This window comes from Actinomycetota bacterium (assembly GCA_028698215.1).
GTDB lineage: Bacteria > Actinomycetota > Humimicrobiia > Humimicrobiales > Humimicrobiaceae > Halolacustris.
In genome coordinates, this window is record JAQVDY010000005.1 from 54562 (window position 1) to 75237 (window position 20676).

A 20676-nucleotide genomic window follows, 5' to 3' on the forward strand; every position below is an offset into this window, starting at 1 on the left:
AAATCCTTCCCTAAAAAATAAGGTAAACTTTATTAAAAAACACTTTTTTATCCGATAGTATAAAAAAAGATACTATTATAAATCAATGAACCATGATAGTCCCTTAACTATTCCACAATTTTCTTAACCTGGTCCACTATGGCTTGGCTAGAGATACCTTCAAAATCCATAAGTTGTTCAGGGTTGCCGCTTTTTGGCATTTTTTCTACAGCCATTAGGTAGATGGGGACGTCATGCTGGCTTAAGGCGCTTAGAACAGCCTCTCCCAAGCCACCCTCCCGATAGTGGTCTTCCACTGTAATTATGGCTTTGGTTTCTTGTTGCGCTTTCAGTAAGGCCGGGTAGTCCACTGGCTTTATGCTATAGACATCTACTATTCTTATGGCAATACCCTCTTTTTTTAAACTGTAATAGGCTTTTACAGCTTGATGCAGGGTTATTCCAGCGGCACATACCGTAACCTGGTCCTGGGGGCTGCTTTTAACGGTCTGGCTGCCGCCAATTATAAAATCTGTATCCTGGTCATAAATTATGGGAGTATCCATTCTGGTGGTCCTAATATATACATTACCTTTATGCCTGGCTGCCTGCTCTATTAGTTTTACGGTAGACACGGCATCGCTAGGATAAAGCACCACACCTTCTAGATTAGTCCTAAACATGGCAATATCCTCCAGTCCCATTTGTGAAGGACCGTCTTCCCCGATGGATACCCCAGCATGTGAACCTATAAATTTAATATTGGAATTAGAATACTGGCTCATTCTTATCTGGTCAAAAGCGCGGGTAAGAAAAGCCGCAAAGGATGATACAAATGGAATTTTGCCCCTCAAGCTTAATCCCAAAGCCACCCCTACCATATTTTGTTCCGCAATAAACATTTCAAAATAATGGTTAGGATAATGATTTTTAAAAGTTTCGGAATAAGTAGAGTTGCTCACTTCTCCATCCAGAGCTACTATATGGGGAAACCGGTGAAATATATTAACTAATCCTATGCCATATGCTTTCCTGGTAGCCATTTTATTTTGGTCCAAAGCGATAACAGGCACATTATTTTTGTTGGCTTGATAGGGTTGGAGGTCTTCAGGCTGGTTAAGCTCTGCAGTGATCTTATATTTAATTTCACCCAGCTCCGACAGTGCTTCCCTTAATTGTTTTTCATTTAAGGCCTTGCCGTGCCAACCCAATTTATCGGCCAAAAAACTAATACCCTTACCTTTTGAGGTTTTGGCAATAATCATTACCGGCTTGTCTTTGGCATCTATTGCCGCATTATAGGCGCCTAAAACTTCTTCCAGGTTATGCCCGTTAATTTGTATGGTTTGCCACCCAAACGAAGTTAGCAAATCAGTATAAGCCTGAGTTTGATGGCCATGCATGGTCCATCCGCTTTGGCCCAGCCCGTTAACGTCAATAATACCGACCAAATTATCCAAATGGTAATGGCTGGCCAGCTGAACTGCTTCCCAAATGCTGCCTTCCGCCATTTCACTGTCTCCCAACAACACAAAAGTCTTATAAGGGAGCATATCCAGGTATTTAGCATTTAAAGCCATACCTACCCCTATGCTTAAGCCCTGGCCCAGGGAGCCGGTAGCTGCTTCCCCATATTTAAAGGATTTAGTGGGATGGCCTTCCAGGTTACTTTCAAATTGCCTTAATTGCCACAACTGTTCTTCTTTTATTGCTCCAGCCACCGTCCACAGGGCATAAAGTAAAGGACTGGCATGGCCTTTGGAAAAAATGAGACGGTCATTATTAGCAAAATCAGGATCCTGTACCCTGTATTTGAAAAAACCTCCAAACATTAGGCCGGCAGTAAGCTCAACTGCGGACAAGGAAGAGGTGGGGTGGCCAGAACCAGCTAGGGTGGTTGATTTTAAAATATAATACCTGATTAGTTTACATATCTCCTGTAATTTATCCATATTATTCATTTTTATTCTCCTCCCCGGAGGTGTATTGATGTTCCCCAAACATATATCTTAAGGCAGATAATACCTTTTTATTAATCATAGGGTTGCTGCTGCAATACCATCTTGCCCAAGCCTATAAAACTCAGCTTTTTCATGATTAGTTTTTTAATATATATTGATAAATAGCCTTCCCCACTCCGCCTTCTAGATTGCTCCCTGTAATAATATCTGCAGATTCAGCCAGGTTTTGATGAGCATTGCTAACAGCAATTTTTAAGCCTGCCTGCTCAAACATACTAAGATCGTTAATATTATCTCCAAAAACAGCTACTTCCTGCCGGTTCAACCCTAAACCATCAATAATGCTTTTAAGTGCCCTACCTTTGGAAACTTGTGCTGGTAATATAGTGACAAAGGTTTTCCAAGGTCTGTTAATCTTTACAGGAGCAGCCATAAATTCTTTTTCAATAACAGGCCCAAATTGCTCATCCTGGTATAACAGGCTTATGGATATTGCATGATTTTTAAAATTATCAGTGGTCAGGCTTACAGCCTGGCTTAATTTCTCTCCAGTTTGTTTTATATATTCAACCACCTTGGTGTGGGTATCGTAATACATAATATTATCTTCCAGGGTTACCAAGGGATGGCATCCATTGTTTTTTATAAATTCTATAATCTTTAGGTAGGTTTCTCCCTCCAGGTGGAAAGCCTTATGAACCCTTAGGCTTGAATCTATCAGGGTGGCTCCCTCGGCAGTAATCTGGGGCATAGCCAATTTTAATGGTTTGATTATGGGAAGTAGCGAATAGATTAATTTGCCTGTAGCCAATATAACTTTTATGCCTGCTTTTTTGCATTCATTAAGGGCCTCCATGTTGACCTGGGGAATACTGTATTTATCATCGATTAAGGTTCCATCCACATCAGATACAATTAATTTAATCATGCTTTAGTCCTTTAGCTATTACCATATCAATTAAAATTTATTTTTACCAATAACTACTTTTTATTTTCTAATAATTTGTTACTATTAGAATAATATAAATAGGCAAAAATATATATGAATAAAATTGCCTTAGTAACAGACAGTTCATCAGATATACCACCGCAAATTGCCCGCCAGCTGGGGATAACTATTTTACCCATGTACATCAATGTAGAGGGCCAGGCCTATAAGGAAGGCAAAGAAATAAATAATGACAAGGTATACCAAGCCCTGGAAGACGGCCACATCGTTCGCACCTCCGGCCCTTCTGTGGCTGATTTTTTGGAGGAATATGCCAGGTTGCTGGGCAACCAGGTAGAAAAAATCTATACCATATGCTTAAGCTCAAAACTATCCAGCACCCTTAATTCAGCCCTGGTTGCCAAAAGGAATTTTAAGGATGAGCTAATAGAGGTTATAGATTCTAAGAATACCACTATCAGCATGGGTTTAATAGTTACTGAGATAGCCAGACTAGCCCAGGCAGGGCTGCCTGAGCCTGAGCTGAAGTCAATAATGGCCGGTTTGATTGCTGAAACCAGTTTTTATGCCGCTATTGAGAATTTCAAATATGTGTTTAGAAGCGGCAGGACTCCTTTTTTGGGCCGATTTTTAAGCAAGGCCTTAATTTTTAAGCCAGTGGTTTCTGTAAATTTGGCGGGGAAAATATATTTGAAAAGTTTTTCTAAAAGCAAAACCAAAGCTATTATGCAATTATATAAACAGACCATGGCCAGTATTGATAAAACGAAAAAGTGGCGGATAGGCATATTTTATGGAAACCAGATAGAACCAGCCCTAGAACTGCAGCAAAGGTTTGATCAAATTAAAACTGAAGCTAATATAGAAGAGATAATCCTATCAGAGGTTACAACGGTAATAAGTGCTCACACAGGCCCCGGTATCTGGGGTGTAGCCTATAGTCCTGTTTACTATTAATATTATTTTAAACCATATTTTTAATAAAAAATTATCCCCTTAAAAACCCACTAAAGTTTGGTTACCCTAATTTTTAAAATATTGTTTAACTATTTTAAATATGGTAACATTCCTCTTTAAATAATTTGTTCCACAAAGGAGTTTACATGGATATAGTGGTGTGCATAAAACAGGTTCCAGGGACCTCGAAAGTGAAGATAGATCCCAAAACCGGTGTGCTTATTCGTAGTGGTATTGATACCAAGATGAACCCCTATGATTTATTTGCCCTGGAAACGGCCATAAGGATAAAAGAAGAAAAAGGCGGTACCATAAAAGTCATAAGTATGGGCCCTCCCCAGGCTACGGATGTAATCAAGGAAGCATACATGATGGGAGCCGATGAAGGGATTTTGCTTTCAGATAAAAGTTTTGCCGGGGCAGACGTATTAGCCACTTCCTATACCCTTTCCCAGGGTATAGAGAAACTTAAACCCTACCATTTAATTATTTGCGGTAAGCAAACTACAGATGGTGATACTGCCCAGGTAGGACCGGAAATAGCAGAATTTTTACAGATACCCCATATAGCTAATGTTTTAAATATTTTAGAAATAAGGGATGACAATATGGTAGTAGAAATGGATATGCCTAACACCATAGAAGTGGCCAGGATTAGTTATCCCTGCCTTATAACCGTAGAAAAAGACATATTTGAGCCCCGCCTCCCCTCTTTTAAGAAAAAAGTTTCCACCCGGGATAAAGAGATAAAGATACTGGGCTTAAGAGATTTCAAGGACCAGGATACCGGCAGGTATGGGCTGAATGGCTCCCCTACCCAGGTAGAAAAGGTATTTCCACCTCCAGAAGATAACAGCCAGGAAAAATGGAAAGGAAATCCGGAAGAAACAGCCATAAGGATTGCTGAAAAACTTAAAGAATTAAAGTATATATAAGAGGTGTAGCTGATGGGAAGATTAAAAATAAACCAGGAAAAAGTAAATAAACAAACTGCTGAAAAATTAATAGATATATGCCCCTTTGGCAGCATCAGCCTAAAAAATGGCCAGCTGGAAATAGACTCCGGTTGTAAAATGTGCAAGATTTGCGTTAAAAAAGGTCCTAAGGGAGTCATAGAATTTATTGAAGATAAGAAGCCAACGGTTGATAAAAGCCAATGGAAAGATATAACTGTATATGTTGATCATATTGATGGACAAATACACCCGGTCACCTATGAGCTAATAGGAAAAGCAAAAGAGCTGGCCCAGAAAGTTGGTTATAAGGTGAATTGCCTGTTCATTGGCCACCATATTACGGACCAGGCCAGCCAATTGTTAGAATATGGAGTAAACCAGGTATTTGTATATGACGACCAGCATCTCAAGGATTTCCGCATAGAGCCCTATACATTGGCCTTTGAACACCATATAAAGCAGCAGAGACCTTCTGTGATACTGGTAGGGGCCACCACTATTGGCCGGTCACTGGCTCCCAGGGTTGCGGGTAGGTTCAGGACAGGCCTTACTGCGGATTGCACGGTTCTGGATATTAAGCAAAACACAGACCTGATTCAAATCAGGCCAGCATTCGGGGGCAATATAATGGCTAAGATTGTTACCCCTAATTCCAGGCCTCAATTTGCCACGGTAAGATATAAGGTTATGGATGCTGCACCCAGATGCGGAGACCAGGGAGGAAAAATCACCCATATCGATATTAGCAAACTTAACTTTAAATCCGGGATTGAAGTATTAAACATTACGGAAAAAGAATTGGAAGAAAATATCTCTGATGCAGATACAATTATTGCGGTAGGCAAAGCTGTAAAAGACAATAAACAGATGGACTTAATAAAAGAGCTGGCCCAGTTGTTGGGAGCACAAATCGCAGGAACCAGGCCTCTTATAGAGAGCGGCTTGATAGAGCCACAAAAACAAATTGGATTAAGCGGAAGAACCGTTAAGCCAAAGCTGATTATTACCTTGGGAATATCAGGTGCAGTACAATTTATAGCGGGAATGAGCGGCTCTGAACATATTTTTGCTGTAAACAAAGATCCGCAGGCGCCTATATTCAATGTGGCCAATTACAGCATTGTAGGTGATATTTTCGAGGTAGTCCCCCTGCTGATTGCAGAGATTAAAAAACATAAAGGAACTGATGTCAAAGAGTGTGTTGGAGTAAGATAAGGAGTAATGATATGAAAAAAGTATTAATAGATAATGATTACAAAAAGATTGACCTTAAGGATGTAGACTACCTGGCTGCTGTAGTAGGCAGGGATAATATATATTTGGGTGAAGATATACATGAAGATTTCTGCCACGATGAATTATTCAGCATAAGCCAGATGCCGGAAGTTTTAGTAGAAGTTCACAGTACTGAACAGATTTCAGCAATAATGAAGTATGCCCATGAGCAAAAAATACCGGTAGTAGTCAGGGGTTCAGGAACAGGCCTGGTAGGCGGTGCAGTCCCTATTTTTGGAGGTATACTTATAAATATAACCAAGATGGATAAAATCATAAGCTTGGATGAGGAAAACCTGGCACTTACGGTGGAAGCAGGGGCCCTATTGATGGATATAGCCAAGTATGTAGAAGAAAGAGATCTTTTCTATCCTCCAGATCCTGGTGAAAAATCTGCTACCATCGGAGGCAATATAAGTACTAATGCCGGGGGGATGAGGGCTTTAAAATATGGAGTTACCCGGGATTATGTGCTGGGTCTGGAAGTGGTATTGCCTACAGGAGAGATATTCAACCTGGGAGGCAAGGTAGTTAAAAACTGTTCAGGATACAGCTTAAAGGACCTATTTTGCGGATCTGAAGGCACATTGGGTATAATTACCAAGGCTATTTTGAAATTAATTCCCCTTCCCAAGAAATCTATAAGCCTATTGGTGCCCTTCCCTGATCTAGACAGTGCGATTGCAGCAGTACCCAAAATTTTAAAGCTGAAAATAGTGCCCACAGCTATAGAATTTATGCAGAAAGAGGTATTAAAATCAGCTGAGGAATACCTGGGCAAAAGTATTCCGGACAACACCGGGGCAGCTTCTTACCTTTTGTTCACCTTTGACGGCAACAGCAAGGAAGAAATTGAAAAAGAATATGAAAAAGTAGCTAAAGCCTGCATAGAAAATGGTGCCTTTGATGCCTATATAGTAGATACGGATGAGAGAAAGGAAATGGTTTGGTCGGCTCGAAGCACATTGCTGGAAGCAGTTAAGGCTTCTACTACGGAAATGGATGAATGCGATGTGGTATTACCCCGGACCAAGATAGCTGAATTTGTTGATTACCTGGATCATATAGAAGAAGAAGTAGATATAAGGATCAGAAGTTTCGGACATGCCGGAGACGGCAACCTCCATGTTTACGTATTAAGGGATAATCTTTCAGAAAGCGAATGGCAGGGCAAGCTAGAGGCTGCTTTTAACTTGATGTATAACAAAGCCATTGAACTGAAAGGCTTGGTATCCGGTGAGCATGGAATAGGTTATGCCAAGAAATCTTACCTGGAGAACCAGTACGGCCATCAATATATGGAAATCATGAATAATATAAAGAGAGTATTTGATCCCAACAACATACTTAATCCGGGAAAAGTCTGTCAATAAAATCTAGGGGATTTAGACAGAGGTAAGCTGGTTGATTTGCCGGGTGTTTAGCACCTTATATTTGCCTTCCGGTAAGTCCCCTAAACAAAAGCTACCAATTTTGGTCCTCTGTAAATCCAACAGCTGGTAGCCTAGTTTTTTAAATACCCTTCTTATTATTCTTTTTCTTCCTTCCACCAAAGCGAGCATTAGCTCGGAAGATTGTAAACTGCTTTGGGTTACCCGGGTAGATACTATTGCCACTTCCCTATCTTCTATGCTTATGCCTTTATCTATTTTGTTTAAATCCTTCTTGCTTAAAAGGCCTTTGACCTTAACCTTATAGGTTTTAGGGATATTAAATTTAGGATGGGTAATGCGGTAGGCCAAGTAGCCGTTATTAGTCATTATTAAAAGTCCCCTGGAATTGTAGTCCAGCCTGCCTACGGGATACAACCTTAAATCATTATCCAGTAAATCTGTTACCTTTTTGCGGTTAAAATCATCTTTGACTGTGGAAAGATAACCTGCAGGCTTATTTAAAGCAATCACTATTTTAGGTTCAGGATTTACCGGTTTGCCTTCCAACAGAACCTGGTCTTGGCTGCTGACCTTATAAAAAAGTTCCTTTACCGGGTCGCCATTTACAGTAACTTTTCCTTCCAGCACCAGGTTTTCACATTTTCTTCTGGAGCCTAAACCACAATCTGCCAGGTATTTAGAAATTCTAATCTTGTTCACTTTCAATCTGTTCCAAGGGTGGTAATTGATTTAAATTATCAATACCTAATAATTCCAAAAATTTTTCAGTGGTGTTGTAAATAATAGGGTTTCCAGGCTCTTTTAATCTTCCAGCTTCTTTTAACAGCCCTTTTTCTACCAGGGTTAAAACTACACTATCGGTCCTTACTCCCCTAATCTCAGCAATCTGGGTCCTGGTTACTGGCTGCTTATAAGCGGTAATGGCAAGGGTTTCTAAAGCAGCCTGGGAAAGATGGGACCTGATATTGGATTTTACAAAATCCTTTATATGTTCGCTGATGGCAGGATTGGAGTAGAAGCGAAACCCACCGGCTACTTTCCTAATTATAAAACCGCGGCAGGAATCAACATATTCCTCCTTAAGGTTTTCAATGATCTTTTGCACATCTTTAGGCTCTAATCCTAAAGAATCTGAAATATCTTTTACTTTCACCGGCTGTTCGGAGATAAACAACATGCCTTCAATACAAGCCTTAACTAAAACGCCGTCTGAATCCAGCAAGTTAAATTTTTTATTAATTTTTTGGTTCATTTTTTTTGGTTCTCTTTATAATTATATTGCCAAAATTTTCAAATTGTATAATTTCTATCTGTTCATTCTTGTAAAGCTCAAGTATGGATAAAAAACAAATAATGATATCCAGCACTTCTTTAAAATCTAAGGTCAGCTGCTTAAATGTGACCTCTTCTTTTTGGCTTAAATTAGTTTTAATCCTTTCCATTTCATCATAGATAGACCTTATATTGCGATGATTATAAGCTATATCAAACCCCAGCTGTACCGGTTCACCTTTTAGCATATTTCTAGCTAGCAGGGCTATATCAAATTTATTTATACCCTCCAAAAAATTGGGCATAATATCTAAAAACTGCTTTTCTACAGCTGCTTCCCTTACAAAGAACAATTCCTCTGTTTCCAGAGATTTTTCCAAGTATAAAGCTATTTTTTTAAATATTTTATACTCCTGTTCCCTTAACCTTAAAATCTCCTGGCTGATTTCCTGCTGTTGTTCAACCTGCACATTCTTGGAGGGAAGCAGTGACCTTGATTTAATTTCCAGCAGCACGGAAGCCGTATAAATAAAGCTGGAAATGGTATCAATGGCTACGCTTTCATAACGGTTAATAAAATCCATAAAACCGGCGATAATGTCATTTATGCTTATGTTGTAAATATCAGCTTTCTTGGATTGGACCAATTCAAGCAGGAATTTAATGGGACCTGTCTGGTTTTGATAAGAAACTATGTATTGATGGGGATTATCAGTCAATTCCTATCTTTTCCCTTACCTGTTTTATAGTTAATTTAGAAATTTTTCTGACCTGGTTTTTACCTTCCTCCAGTATCTTGTAGATACTTTGGGGATCTTTTTCCAGTTCTTGCCTCCTGCCTTGAAAATCCTTTAGTGATTCATATATTATATCTGCCAGTTCAGATTTACAGGCAGTGCAGCCAATATCTGCATTCCTGCACCTGTGTTCAATATTTTTTATATCCTGTTTCTTATAAATATTGTAGAAAGTAAAAACATTACAGACTTCAGGATGACCTGGATCCTTTAGCTTTATCCTTTGAGGGTCGGTAATCATCATTTTTACTTTTTTGGTTATGGTTTCATGGTCATCGGTAAGGTAGATAGCGTTACCATAGCTTTTAGACATTTTCCGCCCGTCAGTGCCAGGAACCCTGGTGGATTGTGAAAGCAACTCCTGTGGTTCATTGAAATACTGGCCATAAAGATAATTGAATCTCCGGGCTATTTCTCTGGTAATTTCCAGATGGGGCAGCTGGTCCTCCCCTACGGGGACAATATTGGCATTAACTATTAAAATATCTGCAGCCATAATCACTGGATAAGAAAGAAAGCCCAAGGTAGACAGGTCCTTTGATTTGAGCTGGTTAATCTGTTCTTTATAGGTGGGGCATCTTTCCAGCCAGCTTAAGGGAGTAATCATGGAAAAATAAAGGGTAAGTTCGGTAATTTCAGGTATATCAGATTGACGGTATAGATGAGTTAGCTTTGGATCCACTCCCAGTGCAATCAAATCAATCACACAATCCAATAAATTCTTTTTAATATTAACCGGATTCTGGTACTCAGTAGACAATGCATGCCAATCCACTAAAAAAAAGAAGTTTTCATATTCATGCTGGTGTTTTATCATATTCATGATATTACCATGTAAATGCCCCAGGTGAAGTTTACCTGTTGGCCTGAAACCGGTTAGCATTTTTACTTTTTCCATTTTTAATCCTTTAAAGAACTAGCATTTCTATAATAAATATTGCCACCAAAGGCAGATATTATAAATAAATCTTATTGCTGGAGAAATAATATTCCACAAAAAGGTTCTTCCTAAAAAAAGTATTACAAAGATAAATATAAAACCAAATCTTCCCAAGCTCAAATATTTATACATGGCACTGTCAGGCAAAAAGGAAGCCAGCACCTTGGAGCCATCCAAAGGTGGTATGGGTATGAGGTTAAATATCGCTAAAAATATATTAATATAAATAGTATTCTTAAAAATATCAGCAATAAACATGATAGTATTGGAATAATAATTCCTGGTAAAAAAAACATATAAACCAAAAATAGAGCCCATGATAAAAGCTAATAGCAGGTTGGTTACTATTCCTGCCAGCGAGGTATATCTAATCCCCCTTCTGAAATTTTTAAAATAATAGGTGTTTATGGGGACTGGTTTTGCATAGCCAAATACTATTCCGGAACGGAGCAGTATAAGCAGTATGGGCAGTAAAATAGTTCCAAAAATATCAATATGGGCCAAGGGATTAAGGGTGAGCCTACCCATGTTTTTTGCGGTAGGGTCTCCCTGCCGGTAAGCAATATAGCCATGTGCATATTCATGAAGGGTAACTCCCAAAATAAGGCCGGGAGCCCAAGTTACTATATCTTTTAAAAAATCTATAAAAGTATTAAATAAATTTTCCATAATTTACTGCCGTTTTTTTAAGATAATAATCCTATCTTTTAGATTATGACCTTATACCTTAACAAAATATCGCAAATTTGCAAATATTAAAACCCTATGTAAACCAAACTATTTTTCCCGGGGATGGTACTTGAAATATATTTTTTTTAAATGAGTTTTGGTAACAGTGGTATAAATTTCAGTAGTAGATATGCTGCTGTGTCCCAGCAATTCCTGGACCGTCCTGAGATCAGCGCCCCTTTCCAGCATATGGGTCGCAAAACTATGTCTTAGGATATGGGGATAAAGCTTCTTTTTTATACCAGCCAGCTTTCCATATTTTTTCATAATTTTCCATAAAGATTGCCTGGATATCTGTTTGCCAAATTTATTTAAGAAAACAAATTCCTGCCCATACTGGGCTATTACGCGTCTTTCCTCATTAACATAGGTAATCAGGGAATCGACAGCTTTCTGGCCTATGGGGGTAATTCTTTCCTTATTTCCTTTACCAATAAGCACTAATAAATTTTCTTCAAAATCAATATTTTTTAGCTTCAGGCCCACTAGCTCGCTGGCTCTTAAACCGCAGGAATAAAGCAGTTCAAACATGGCTATGTCTCTTTGTTTTAATTTTTTGGCTACCTGGCTCAAAAATAGGTCCACCTCGGATTCGCTCAGGACATCTACCAGCCTGCGGGGAAGTTTGGGATTACTGGTATCAGCAAAAGGGTTAACATTTATTTTCTGCTCCCTGGCCAAAAACCTATAAAAACCTCTAATAGAAGATAGAATCCGGGATATGGAGTTGGATTCATAATGCAGGCGAAGATATTTTAAAAAATTGATTATATCCTGGTCGTTTAAGTCTAGATGATTTAGTCCTTCCTGATTCAAAAAATCAGAATATCTACGCAGGTCTCTTTGGTAAGAAAGCTGGGTATTAGCACTAAGCATTCTTTCAAATCTTATATAATCTAAAAAATTTTGAATATCCTGCTTAAAATTCTCAGGTTTGATGTTCATTTAGGTAATCCCTGGCCAGCATTAATCCAATAATAGTTTTTGCATCCTGTATTTCGCCTGTTTTAATCATAGAAATAGCATCATCAAGTTTAAATTTTAATATATGAAGAAACTCATCTTCGTCTAAGTTGTTATTTGAAACCTTAAAGCCTGAGGCAAGATACATGTGTAAAAGCTCATCACAGAAGCCGGGGGTGGTATAGAAGGAAGTCAGCTTAACTAATTGACTGTCTTCTGCCCCTACCTCCTCTTTAAGTTCCCTCCTGGCGCAATTTACAGGGTCTTCACCCTTATCCAGTTTACCGGCAGGGATTTCAATTAAAGTTTGATGGGGAGGATACCTGAATTGTTTTACCAGGTATACCTGCCGCAAATTATCAACAGGCACTATTGCCACTGCCCCCGGATGAGTAACCTTTTCCCGGGAAGCTATTTTTTTATTAGGCAACTGGACCTGATCCAAATATAATCCAAGAATTTTACCCTTAAAGATTTTTTTAGAACTAATCTTTTTCTCATACAGCTGTTGATCCATACCATCTCCTAAACATTAATGCTGGTTTTGCAAATTTCTACTACTAATGCCGCCAGAAGTATTAATTGGTCCATTTTTACAAATTCCTGGCAGGTGTGCACTTTTTCCATACCTGCAGAAAGGTTTACTGCTTTTTTACCCCTGGAGTTTATAATATTGACATCACTTCCCCCGCCTGTAGATTTTAAGCGGGGCTTAATGCCTAAATTGCCGATAGCCTGCTTAGCAATCAGCAAAGGAACATCATTATGGGCAATATTGAAACCATCATATTCCCTATCTACTTTTATGTTTACCTTACCTTTATATTTTTTTTCAACGGTTTGGGCATTGGCTAAAAAGGCATCTGTTATCTGGTTGAGCTTTTCCAGGCTGAGGCTCCTGGCTTCCATCTCCATATATACTTTATGAGGCACAATATTTTTAGCAGTCCCTCCCTTAATTATACCGGCATTTGCGGTGCTTTCTTTATCCAGTCTGCCCCAATTGGACATTTGTACAAAATTAGATGACATCTCTATGGCATTTATACCCTTTTCCGGCTCCAATCCTGCATGTGCTGCCTTACCCAGGAAATCAAGATAGAAGGAATTCTGGTAAGGTGCCTGGGTGATAATGGTACCGATATCCCCGTCTGCATCAAAAGTAAACCCGTATTTTGCAGGTACTGCTTCCAAGTCTATATATTTTGAACCAAAAATTCCGCATTCTTCTGATATGGTAAACAAAATATAAATATCCGGAGTAGGAATTTGATTATCCATTATTACCTGCAGTGCTTCCATAACGGCTGCTACAGCAACCTTGTCATCCCCGCCCAGGATACAATCCCTATTTTTATTTTTAATCTTCCCTTCCACCAGCACCGGTTCAACATTTCCGTTAAGCTCGACCGTATCCAGATGGGCATTAAGGAAAATAGGCTGGCCTCCAGAATGGTTGGAGTTGGAAAACAAGGCAGTTATATTACCAGAATTGCTCCCGAAATTTTTGCCGCTGTCGTCTATCTGGACTTTCAAACCCCAATTCTTAAATATTGCAGCTACATAATCTACTATTTCCCTTTCATTTCTAGTTGGGCTTTTTATGGATAATAATTTAAAAAAATTATCCAATAATCTTTTTTTATTTATCAACTCACTGCTTTTTTCTTCCATAATCTTCCTATTCTTTCTGAATTTATTAAAATTATTCCCCCGCCCAGGGCAATCAACCATAAAAATCCACTGGCAGACAGCAATTTAAAAAAGTATTGGTTAAAAAACCCTAAAGGAAAAAGGGTTATAAGTAAAGAATCTTCGGGGAAGATATAGTTGCCCTGGGGGAAAAATACCTGGTGAAAATTCTCAAATAAAACTACAAAGTTTTGGCTGAACAACAATAGCAGAGCCAGCAGTATCAGGATCAGGCAGGCACCTGAGAGGAGTATAATGCCTATTGACCGTGCGAAGATAACCCAGGGTTTATGTAACAATAATATTATAGTAATTATAAAAAGGGCCAAAGACAGGTAAAAAGCAAACAGTAACCAGTTAATCAATATTCTAACATCTTCTAAATGGCTTATTTCGTCCAGGGTAAATGGCCCAGTTTCTCCCTGTGGATCATATACTTCTATCTTTGCCCTATTTTGAAAAAATTCAATAAGGTTTTGTGTAATATATTCCAGATCATTTAAATTTAACCGTGAAGTGACCCCATTTTGACGGTAAAGCTGCATATAATTATTTTCATTATATAGATAAAAGGACAAGGGGGCCAAAAGTATAATAACCACCAGGGTTATGGCGGCCAGGGCCATTAAGGTTTTTTGTACTGCAGGGTTTTTCATTTAATTGATTACTTATTTTTTGCATATTTTAAGGCTGCGCCAATGAAATCCCTGAATAAGGGATGTGGCCGGTCTGGCCTGGATTTAAATTCAGGATGAAATTGGACCGCTACAAACCAGGGATGGTCCCTTAACTCCACTATTTCTACCAGGTCCTGGTCAGGATTTATTCCCGATATAATCATTCCCGCCTCTGCTAAATCATCGCGGTATTGATTATTAAGTTCATATCGATGCCTATGTCTTTCAAATATCAAATCCATTCCATAAGCTTGATAGGCCAAAGAGCCAGGGTGTAAGCGGCAAGGATATTTACCCAACCTCATAGTTCCGCCCTTGGCCGATAACCCTTTTTGGTCAACCATTAAATCAATTACAGGATGAGCAGTACCAGAATCAAACTCTGTACTATTGGCATCAGATAAGCCTAGTTTATTGCGGGCAAATTCAGTAACAGCGCATTGCATTCCCAGGCAAATTCCCAAATACGGTACCTTGTTTTCCCTAGCGAAAGTGATAGCATTAATTTTGCCATCTATGCCCCTTAGCCCGAAGCCTCCCGGTACCAAAATACCATCAACCTGGTTTAGAACTTTGGAGTTAAGCTGTTCTGAATTTATCCAAATTATTTCAACTTTTTTCTTGTAATAATAGCCGCTATGGCTCAAAGCTTCCACGATACTCAAATAAGCATCTTTTAGACTGGTATATTTACCCACCATTCCGATTGTTACCTTACCTTGGAGATGATGAATACGGTTTACCATCTGCTTCCACTGGGAGAGATTGGACCGGCGCTGAGCTAGACCCAGTTTTTCCAATACAATGGTATCCAGTTTTTCTTTTTGCAGCATTAAAGGGACTTCATATATATGCCGGGCGTCTGGAGCATTGATGGTAGCTTCCTTTTCAATATCGCAGAAAAGCCCGATTTTAGCTTTAAGATGGTCATCTAGGGCTATCTCGCTGCGGCATATTATGATATCAGGCTGAATTCCAATGCTTCTAAGTTCTTTAACGCTATGCTGGGTAGGCTTGGTTTTAAGTTCCTCGGTTGTTTTTAGATAAGGTACATAGGTCACGTGAAGATACAGTACATTATTTCGGCCCACATCTTTTTTAATTTGCCTTATAGCTTCCAAAAAAGGAAGGCTTTCAATATCCCCTACTGTTCCCCCTATTTCAGTAATAACTATATCTACTTTACGTTTTTCCAAGGTTTTTTTTATGCTGGCTTTAATCTGGTCAGTTATATGGGGGATTACCTGAACAGTTGAACCTAAATATAACCCCTGCCTTTCATTATCTATTACCGCCTTATAAATTTTACCCGATGTAAAATTATTGTATTTGGATAATTCTTCATCAATAAACCTTTCATAATGGCCCAGATCCAAGTCAGTTTCACCACCGTCTTCGGTAACAAAAACCTCCCCGTGCTGTATGGGGTTCATGGTGCCGGGATCTATGTTTATATAAGGGTCAAATTTTTGAATGGTTACACTATATCCCCTTGATTTGAGTAGTCTACCCAAAGAAGCGGCACAAATACCCTTGCCCAATGAAGAAAGTACACCACCTGTAACGAATATAAATTTAGTATCCAATTTAACCCTTCCCTTATTTCCTTTTTATGGTTTCGGCCGCATTAATTAACTCTTCAGCATGTTTTAATGATATATCGCTATTTTTAATTCCACTTAACATTCTGGCAATTTCTGTTGCTCTTTGCCCTTCATTAAGCTGGTTAATCCTTATTTTTGTTTTCCCTGACTGATTAAATTTTTCAATAGCATAATGATATTGAGCAAAAGCTGCAATCTGGGCTAGGTGAGTTATACATATTACCTGGCAGCCAGTAGAAATTTTATATAATTTCTGGCCTACGGTCAAAGATACGGCTCCCCCGATACCTGCATCTATTTCGTCAAAAATCATAGTAGAAATTGAATCAATTGAACCAATGATGCTTTTTAAAGCCAGCATTACCCTGGATACTTCTCCCCCGGAAGCAATCTTGGCCAATGGTTTGGCTTGCTGGCCCAGGTTTAAGGAAATTAAGAATTCGATACCATCAATACCTTCAAAGGTTAACCTGACTTTCTGATTATTTAAGCCTATTTGTTCTTCCCCTGGTAAATAGTCCTGCCTGATTTTAAAACAAACATTCTTAAAACTTAAATCCTGCAACTCTGCAGTAATCATTTTTTCCAGCGTCTTTCCTACATCTTTTCTTGATTGGCTAAGCTGCAATGCTTTTTCCAATGCTTCCTTTTGCTTTTTTTGCAGCTCCAATTCCATATCTTCAATCTGCTGATCCAGGCTGTCATAATTTTCTATTTGCTGCTTTAATTTTAATGCATATTGATTAATCTCTTCCAGGCTCATTGAATATTTACCTTTTATTTCTTCCAGTTTAAATAACCGTTCCTGCAGGTTATCCAGCCTTTGGGGGCTGTATTCAAAATCGGAAAGGTAGCTGTTAAGAAAGTGGCTAAGATCATCTAAAACACCATTCATCCCTGATACATCATTTAAAAATGGCATGAAACGTCCATCAATTCCTGACAGTTGGCTGAGATTTTTCTGCAGTATTCCCATATTATCCACCAAGGACTGATTATGGTCATCATCCCCTTTTAGCAGTTGGACAGAATCAGATACATATTGGAAAATTTTCTGGTAGTTTTTTAGAATTTTTAATTCCTGCTCCAGTGCTTCCTGTTCGCCTTCTTTAACGTTTAGGGCTTCAATCTCCCCTACCCTGTATCTCAAGTCGTTTAACTGTTCTTCCTTAACCTTTTCTTTGCTTTTAAGGTGGTTTAACTTATTCTGGACCTGTAAGAATTTATTAAAACAGTTTTGGTATTCCTCCTTTATGTTTTGGATGCTCTTTTTTCCAAATTTATCTATTATTTGCATATGATGTTTGGAATCCAATAGGTATTGGTGATCATGTTGACCGTGTATATCTATAAAAATCGACCCCAGTTCTTTCAAGATGGAGACCTGTACAAAAATACCATTTATAAAAGCCCTATTTTTTTCATTCCTGTTTACTTCCCTGCTGATAATTATTTCATCAAAAGAATCATGCTGGTCTATTAAACCGCTTCCGATTAAAAATTTAATTGCAGTGCTGTTGTGGGAAAAATCAAAAAATCCCTGTACCAGAAGTTTATCTTCTCCATCCCTGATAAGGCTGCTGTCTGCCCGCTCCCCTATAAGCAGATTAATGGCTTCTATAATAAGTGTTTTGCCGGCACCTGTCTCACCGGTGAGTACACATAAGCCCTCACCCAGGTTTAATTCTACATCGTCTATAATGGCAAAATTTTTAACTTGTAGTTTTTTTAACATTCCCTAAATTCAGCTAGCCTCTACCCAATAGCTTTCTCTTAAATATATTGAAGAAAATATTATCATTAAAAGTAATCAATTTTAACTTTAACTTTGATTTGTTTACCAGGAAGGTGTCGCCGTTTATTAAATTAGTAGGGCTTTTTACCCCGTCTATGCTAAGGGTGTTGTTTAAGTTCTTGGTAGTTACCTTGATTACTATCTCACTGTCAGGATTTAAAACCATGGACCGGTTAAAAAGGGTATGGGGGCATATAGGCGTTATAACAAAAAGATCCTGGTTTGGCTGTACCACCGGGCCTCCGGCAGATAAAGAATAGGCAGTGGAGCCGGTAGGGGTAGAAATGATAATTCCGTCAGCACCCAGGTTAAATACGGAAAAACCATTAACTATTACTTCCATCTTTATAATCTTTTCCAGGATAGAGCGGGTCAAGGTAAATTCATTAAGTGCTAAATATGGCATATTGCCATGTCCCACTTCTTGGCCTTTTCTTAAAACCCGGCCCTCAATTAACATCCTTTCTTCCAAAAGGTATTTTCCTGCCAATAGATTATCTAAAGATTTTTGCAGATTGTTGGTCTCAATTTCTGCCAGGAAACCTAGATTGCCGGCATTGATTCCCATAACCGGGGTTTCTTTTTGAAAGGCATATCTGGCTGCCCTTAAGAAAGTGCCGTCACCACCTACTGATATTATGGCTTCAACCTTTTGGCTAAAATCATTCTGGCTGGAAGAATCCAAATTATATTTCTGGGCCAATATATCTTTTTCTAAAAGGTAAACCTGGCAGTTAAGATTAAGTAAATAATCATAAACTTCCTTGGCTATTTTTAAAGCCTTCTGGTTATTATTATTGGAAACCAATCCAATTTTTTTCATGATCTATCCTGTTCTATTAAAATAATTATGAGAGTCATTAACCACATCTGCCACCATTTTATCATAATTTAGATTTATTTCTTTCTCTTTACTGTCTTTTTCCAAATAAATCCAGTATTCAATATTTCCTTTAGCCCCCTTTATATGTGAAAAGGTAACCCCCTTAATATTAAGGTCATGTTTTAAGGCTGAATTTAAAAAATCCTTTATAACTTTTTCATGAAGCATTTTGTCCCTTATAACGCCTCCTGCAGGCACCAATGACTTTTGAATTTCAAATTGGGGCTTTAGCAGCAAGAGCAATTTGCCGCCTGGATTGGCAATACCAATAAGATTTTTAAGAATTGACTGCAAGGAAATGAAAGAAACATCAGCTACCACAATATCTGCCTTAAACGGCAGCTCACCTGGATCCAGATGCCTTATATTGGTTCTTTCCAGCACTGTTACCCTAGGATTTTTTCTTAATTTCCAGGATAACTGCCCGTAGCCTACATCCAAAGCTAAGACCTGGCTTGAGCCTTTTTTTAATAAAAAATCAGTAAATCCCCCGGTGGAAGCCCCAACATCTATTGCTTTTAAATCTTTAATGCTTAGGTTAAAATCAGCAAAAGCGGATTGTATTTTTAATCCCCCCCTGGATACATAATCCAGTTTTTCCTTTATTCTTATCTCTTCCTGGGGGTCTACCAGGGTTCCGGGCTTATCTAATATTTGGTTTGAAGAAAGAACCCGTCCTTCCATAATAAGGGCTTCAGCCAGTTGCCGGGTATCAGCTAGTTTTTTTTGCAATAATAATTCTATTAATTTTATTTTATGTTTGGACAAAGGCTTACTTCCCCAGGTATCATACCTTGTTTTAAAAAGGTTTTGCCAATAATTATTAAAGCAGTTAGGGTTAAATTCAATGGAAAGCCAAAAAATAAATTAATTATTCTTTAAGGTTAAATTGGCCAATATTTTACCCAGTATTCCATTTATAAATTTTGGGGTATCATCTTTTTGCCCCAGTATCTTGGCTATTTCTATAGCCTCATCTACTGAAACTTTCAGGGGTATGTCATCAATATAATACATTTCAAAAATAGCCACCCTTAAAATATTTAAGTCTATAATGGCAATCCTGTCCAAGGTCCAATTTTTTACTACTCCTTCTATAATTGAATCCAGCTCTTCTTTTCTCAAATAAACGCCCAAAGCCAACTTTTGTGCAAAATCATCTACCATTGTCCCCAGAGACTGTTCATTATCCAGGACATCTTTTATGTCTTTTTGCATCAAATCGCTCTGGTACAATAAGGTTATAGCTCTTTTTCTGCTCTTTCTTCTTGATGTCTTTACCATTACCTATTTATTAGCCCTTTCCATATATTGCCCGCTGCGGGTGTCTACCTTAACTATATCACCTTGATTTACAAACAGCGGAACCTGTATTTTTGCCCCTGTTTCTATAGTGGCTTCCTTGGTAGCTGTCCCTACGGTATCACCTTTAATTCCAGGTTGTGTATTTACTATTTTAGCTTCTATAAAAATTGGAAGCTCTACCTCAATGGGCTTGCCTTTGTAAAAAACTACAGAAACTTCCATATTTTCCTTAAGATATTCTTTTTTATCTTCCAGGCTTTCTGGGCTTAAAGGTATTTGTTCAAAAGTTTCTGAATCCATAAATACAAAGTGAACATCCCTGTAAAGATACTGCATCTTTTTAGTCTCTAAAATTGCCTGCTCTATTTTTTCCCCAGCCCTGAAAGTTTTTTCAATGGTAGACCCTGTATTTAAGTTCTTAAGTTTGGTTTTTACAAAAGCTGCACCTTTTCCCGGTTTTACATGCTGGAAAAATAATATTTTAAATAATTGTCCTTCATATTCCACGGTCATACCGTTTTTTAAATCATTAGTAGTAATCATCAAAA

The 20676-nt window shown here is 38.4% G+C and carries 21 protein-coding genes; 4 read left to right on the forward strand and 17 right to left on the reverse strand.

Annotated elements, in window-relative coordinates:
• Positions 1–107 precede the first annotated feature (107 nt).
• A complete protein-coding gene (locus PHN32_02855; protein MDD3776529.1) occupies positions 108–1940 on the reverse strand; it encodes a transketolase in 1833 nt (610 codons plus the stop codon).
• Between the two features lie 136 nt (positions 1941–2076).
• Positions 2077–2868 carry an HAD family hydrolase gene (locus tag PHN32_02860; protein ID MDD3776530.1) on the reverse strand — a complete coding sequence of 264 codons (792 nt, stop codon included), beginning with the start codon at positions 2866–2868 and terminating at the stop codon, positions 2077–2079.
• 114 nt (positions 2869–2982) lie between these two features.
• On the opposite strand from PHN32_02860, the gene PHN32_02865 reads away from it, so the two are divergent.
• The 4 genes from PHN32_02865 (at position 2983) to PHN32_02880 (ending at position 7450) form a co-directional block, all read left to right on the forward strand.
• Positions 2983–3846 carry a DegV family protein gene (locus PHN32_02865; protein MDD3776531.1) on the forward strand — a complete coding sequence of 288 codons (864 nt, stop codon included), beginning with the start codon at positions 2983–2985 and terminating at the stop codon, positions 3844–3846.
• 146 nt (positions 3847–3992) lie between these two features.
• A complete protein-coding gene (locus PHN32_02870) occupies positions 3993–4781 on the forward strand; it encodes an electron transfer flavoprotein subunit beta/FixA family protein (GenBank protein MDD3776532.1) in 789 nt (262 codons plus the stop codon).
• 12 nt (positions 4782–4793) lie between these two features.
• Positions 4794–6017: an FAD-binding protein gene (locus PHN32_02875; GenBank protein ID MDD3776533.1), complete on the forward strand. Its 1224-nt coding sequence runs from the start codon at positions 4794–4796 to the stop codon at positions 6015–6017.
• An 11-nt stretch (positions 6018–6028) separates the two neighbouring features.
• The gene (locus PHN32_02880) at positions 6029–7450 is read left to right on the forward strand and encodes an FAD-binding oxidoreductase (GenBank protein MDD3776534.1); all 1422 of its coding nucleotides are present in this window, start codon (positions 6029–6031) and stop codon (positions 7448–7450) included.
• 12 nt (positions 7451–7462) lie between these two features.
• Here PHN32_02880 and PHN32_02885 read toward each other — a convergent pair whose 3' ends face one another.
• The 15 genes from PHN32_02885 to efp form a co-directional block, all read right to left on the reverse strand.
• Complete coding sequence (locus tag PHN32_02885) at positions 7463–8170, reverse strand: pseudouridine synthase (protein MDD3776535.1); 708 nt, start codon at positions 8168–8170, stop codon at positions 7463–7465.
• Positions 8157–8723, reverse strand: coding sequence for an SMC-Scp complex subunit ScpB (gene scpB, locus PHN32_02890; protein MDD3776536.1), 567 nt, complete (start codon positions 8721–8723; stop codon positions 8157–8159). Before scpB ends, PHN32_02885 begins: the two co-directional genes overlap by 14 nt.
• Positions 8707–9462 carry a segregation/condensation protein A gene (locus PHN32_02895; GenBank protein ID MDD3776537.1) on the reverse strand — a complete coding sequence of 252 codons (756 nt, stop codon included), beginning with the start codon at positions 9460–9462 and terminating at the stop codon, positions 8707–8709. Before PHN32_02895 ends, scpB begins: the two co-directional genes overlap by 17 nt.
• Positions 9455–10438, reverse strand: coding sequence for a tryptophan--tRNA ligase (gene trpS, locus PHN32_02900; protein ID MDD3776538.1), 984 nt, complete (start codon positions 10436–10438; stop codon positions 9455–9457). Before trpS ends, PHN32_02895 begins: the two co-directional genes overlap by 8 nt.
• Before the next feature lie 27 nt (positions 10439–10465).
• A complete protein-coding gene (locus PHN32_02905) occupies positions 10466–11149 on the reverse strand; it encodes a site-2 protease family protein (GenBank protein ID MDD3776539.1) in 684 nt (227 codons plus the stop codon).
• A gap of 108 nt (positions 11150–11257) precedes the next feature.
• Positions 11258–12154: a tyrosine recombinase XerD gene (locus PHN32_02910; protein MDD3776540.1), complete on the reverse strand. Its 897-nt coding sequence runs from the start codon at positions 12152–12154 to the stop codon at positions 11258–11260.
• Positions 12138–12689 carry an NUDIX hydrolase gene (locus PHN32_02915; GenBank protein ID MDD3776541.1) on the reverse strand — a complete coding sequence of 184 codons (552 nt, stop codon included), beginning with the start codon at positions 12687–12689 and terminating at the stop codon, positions 12138–12140. The genes PHN32_02910 and PHN32_02915 overlap by 17 nt, the downstream gene beginning before the upstream one ends.
• An 8-nt stretch (positions 12690–12697) precedes the next feature.
• Positions 12698–13846 (reverse strand): M20/M25/M40 family metallo-hydrolase, encoded by a 1149-nt coding sequence (locus PHN32_02920; GenBank protein MDD3776542.1) that lies wholly within the window; start codon positions 13844–13846, stop codon positions 12698–12700.
• Complete coding sequence (locus PHN32_02925; protein MDD3776543.1) at positions 13822–14520, reverse strand: DUF1461 domain-containing protein; 699 nt, start codon at positions 14518–14520, stop codon at positions 13822–13824. The genes PHN32_02920 and PHN32_02925 overlap by 25 nt, the downstream gene beginning before the upstream one ends.
• Positions 14521–14528: 8 nt before the next feature.
• The gene (locus PHN32_02930; protein ID MDD3776544.1) at positions 14529–16127 is read right to left on the reverse strand and encodes a CTP synthase; all 1599 of its coding nucleotides are present in this window, start codon (positions 16125–16127) and stop codon (positions 14529–14531) included.
• Between the two features lie 13 nt (positions 16128–16140).
• Complete coding sequence (gene recN / locus PHN32_02935; protein MDD3776545.1) at positions 16141–17880, reverse strand: DNA repair protein RecN; 1740 nt, start codon at positions 17878–17880, stop codon at positions 16141–16143.
• 13 nt (positions 17881–17893) lie between these two features.
• Positions 17894–18763, reverse strand: coding sequence for an NAD(+)/NADH kinase (locus PHN32_02940; protein MDD3776546.1), 870 nt, complete (start codon positions 18761–18763; stop codon positions 17894–17896).
• A 3-nt stretch (positions 18764–18766) separates the two neighbouring features.
• Positions 18767–19591, reverse strand: a complete 825-nt coding sequence (locus tag PHN32_02945) for a TlyA family RNA methyltransferase (protein MDD3776547.1) — start codon at positions 19589–19591, stop codon at positions 18767–18769.
• A gap of 99 nt (positions 19592–19690) precedes the next feature.
• Positions 19691–20107 carry a transcription antitermination factor NusB gene (nusB, locus tag PHN32_02950; GenBank protein MDD3776548.1) on the reverse strand — a complete coding sequence of 139 codons (417 nt, stop codon included), beginning with the start codon at positions 20105–20107 and terminating at the stop codon, positions 19691–19693.
• A 3-nt stretch (positions 20108–20110) separates the two neighbouring features.
• Positions 20111–20671: an elongation factor P gene (gene efp, locus PHN32_02955; GenBank protein MDD3776549.1), complete on the reverse strand. Its 561-nt coding sequence runs from the start codon at positions 20669–20671 to the stop codon at positions 20111–20113.
• Between the last annotated feature and the right edge of the window lie 5 nt (positions 20672–20676).

Excerpts from the sequence above, each read along its gene's own strand:
- PHN32_02880 (MDD3776534.1), top strand. The coding sequence starts at position 6,029 with ATGAAAAAAGTATTAATAGATAATGATTACAAAAAGATTGACCTTAAG.
- PHN32_02905 (MDD3776539.1), bottom strand. The coding sequence starts at position 11,149 with ATGGAAAATTTATTTAATACTTTTATAGATTTTTTAAAAGATATAGTA.
- PHN32_02915 (MDD3776541.1), bottom strand. The coding sequence starts at position 12,689 with ATGGATCAACAGCTGTATGAGAAAAAGATTAGTTCTAAAAAAATCTTT.
- PHN32_02920 (MDD3776542.1), bottom strand. The coding sequence starts at position 13,846 with ATGGAAGAAAAAAGCAGTGAGTTGATAAATAAAAAAAGATTATTGGAT.
- scpB (MDD3776536.1), bottom strand. The coding sequence starts at position 8,723 with ATGAACCAAAAAATTAATAAAAAATTTAACTTGCTGGATTCAGACGGC.
- PHN32_02865 (MDD3776531.1), top strand. The coding sequence starts at position 2,983 with ATGAATAAAATTGCCTTAGTAACAGACAGTTCATCAGATATACCACCG.
- recN (MDD3776545.1), bottom strand. The coding sequence starts at position 17,880 with ATGTTAAAAAAACTACAAGTTAAAAATTTTGCCATTATAGACGATGTA.
- PHN32_02875 (MDD3776533.1), top strand. The coding sequence starts at position 4,794 with ATGGGAAGATTAAAAATAAACCAGGAAAAAGTAAATAAACAAACTGCT.
- PHN32_02910 (MDD3776540.1), bottom strand. The coding sequence starts at position 12,154 with ATGAACATCAAACCTGAGAATTTTAAGCAGGATATTCAAAATTTTTTA.
- PHN32_02925 (MDD3776543.1), bottom strand. The coding sequence starts at position 14,520 with ATGAAAAACCCTGCAGTACAAAAAACCTTAATGGCCCTGGCCGCCATA.
- nusB (MDD3776548.1), bottom strand. The coding sequence starts at position 20,107 with ATGGTAAAGACATCAAGAAGAAAGAGCAGAAAAAGAGCTATAACCTTA.
- PHN32_02870 (MDD3776532.1), top strand. The coding sequence starts at position 3,993 with ATGGATATAGTGGTGTGCATAAAACAGGTTCCAGGGACCTCGAAAGTG.
- efp (MDD3776549.1), bottom strand. The coding sequence starts at position 20,671 with ATGATTACTACTAATGATTTAAAAAACGGTATGACCGTGGAATATGAA.
- PHN32_02855 (MDD3776529.1), bottom strand. The coding sequence starts at position 1,940 with ATGAATAATATGGATAAATTACAGGAGATATGTAAACTAATCAGGTAT.
- PHN32_02860 (MDD3776530.1), bottom strand. The coding sequence starts at position 2,868 with ATGATTAAATTAATTGTATCTGATGTGGATGGAACCTTAATCGATGAT.
- PHN32_02940 (MDD3776546.1), bottom strand. The coding sequence starts at position 18,763 with ATGAAAAAAATTGGATTGGTTTCCAATAATAATAACCAGAAGGCTTTA.
- trpS (MDD3776538.1), bottom strand. The coding sequence starts at position 10,438 with ATGGAAAAAGTAAAAATGCTAACCGGTTTCAGGCCAACAGGTAAACTT.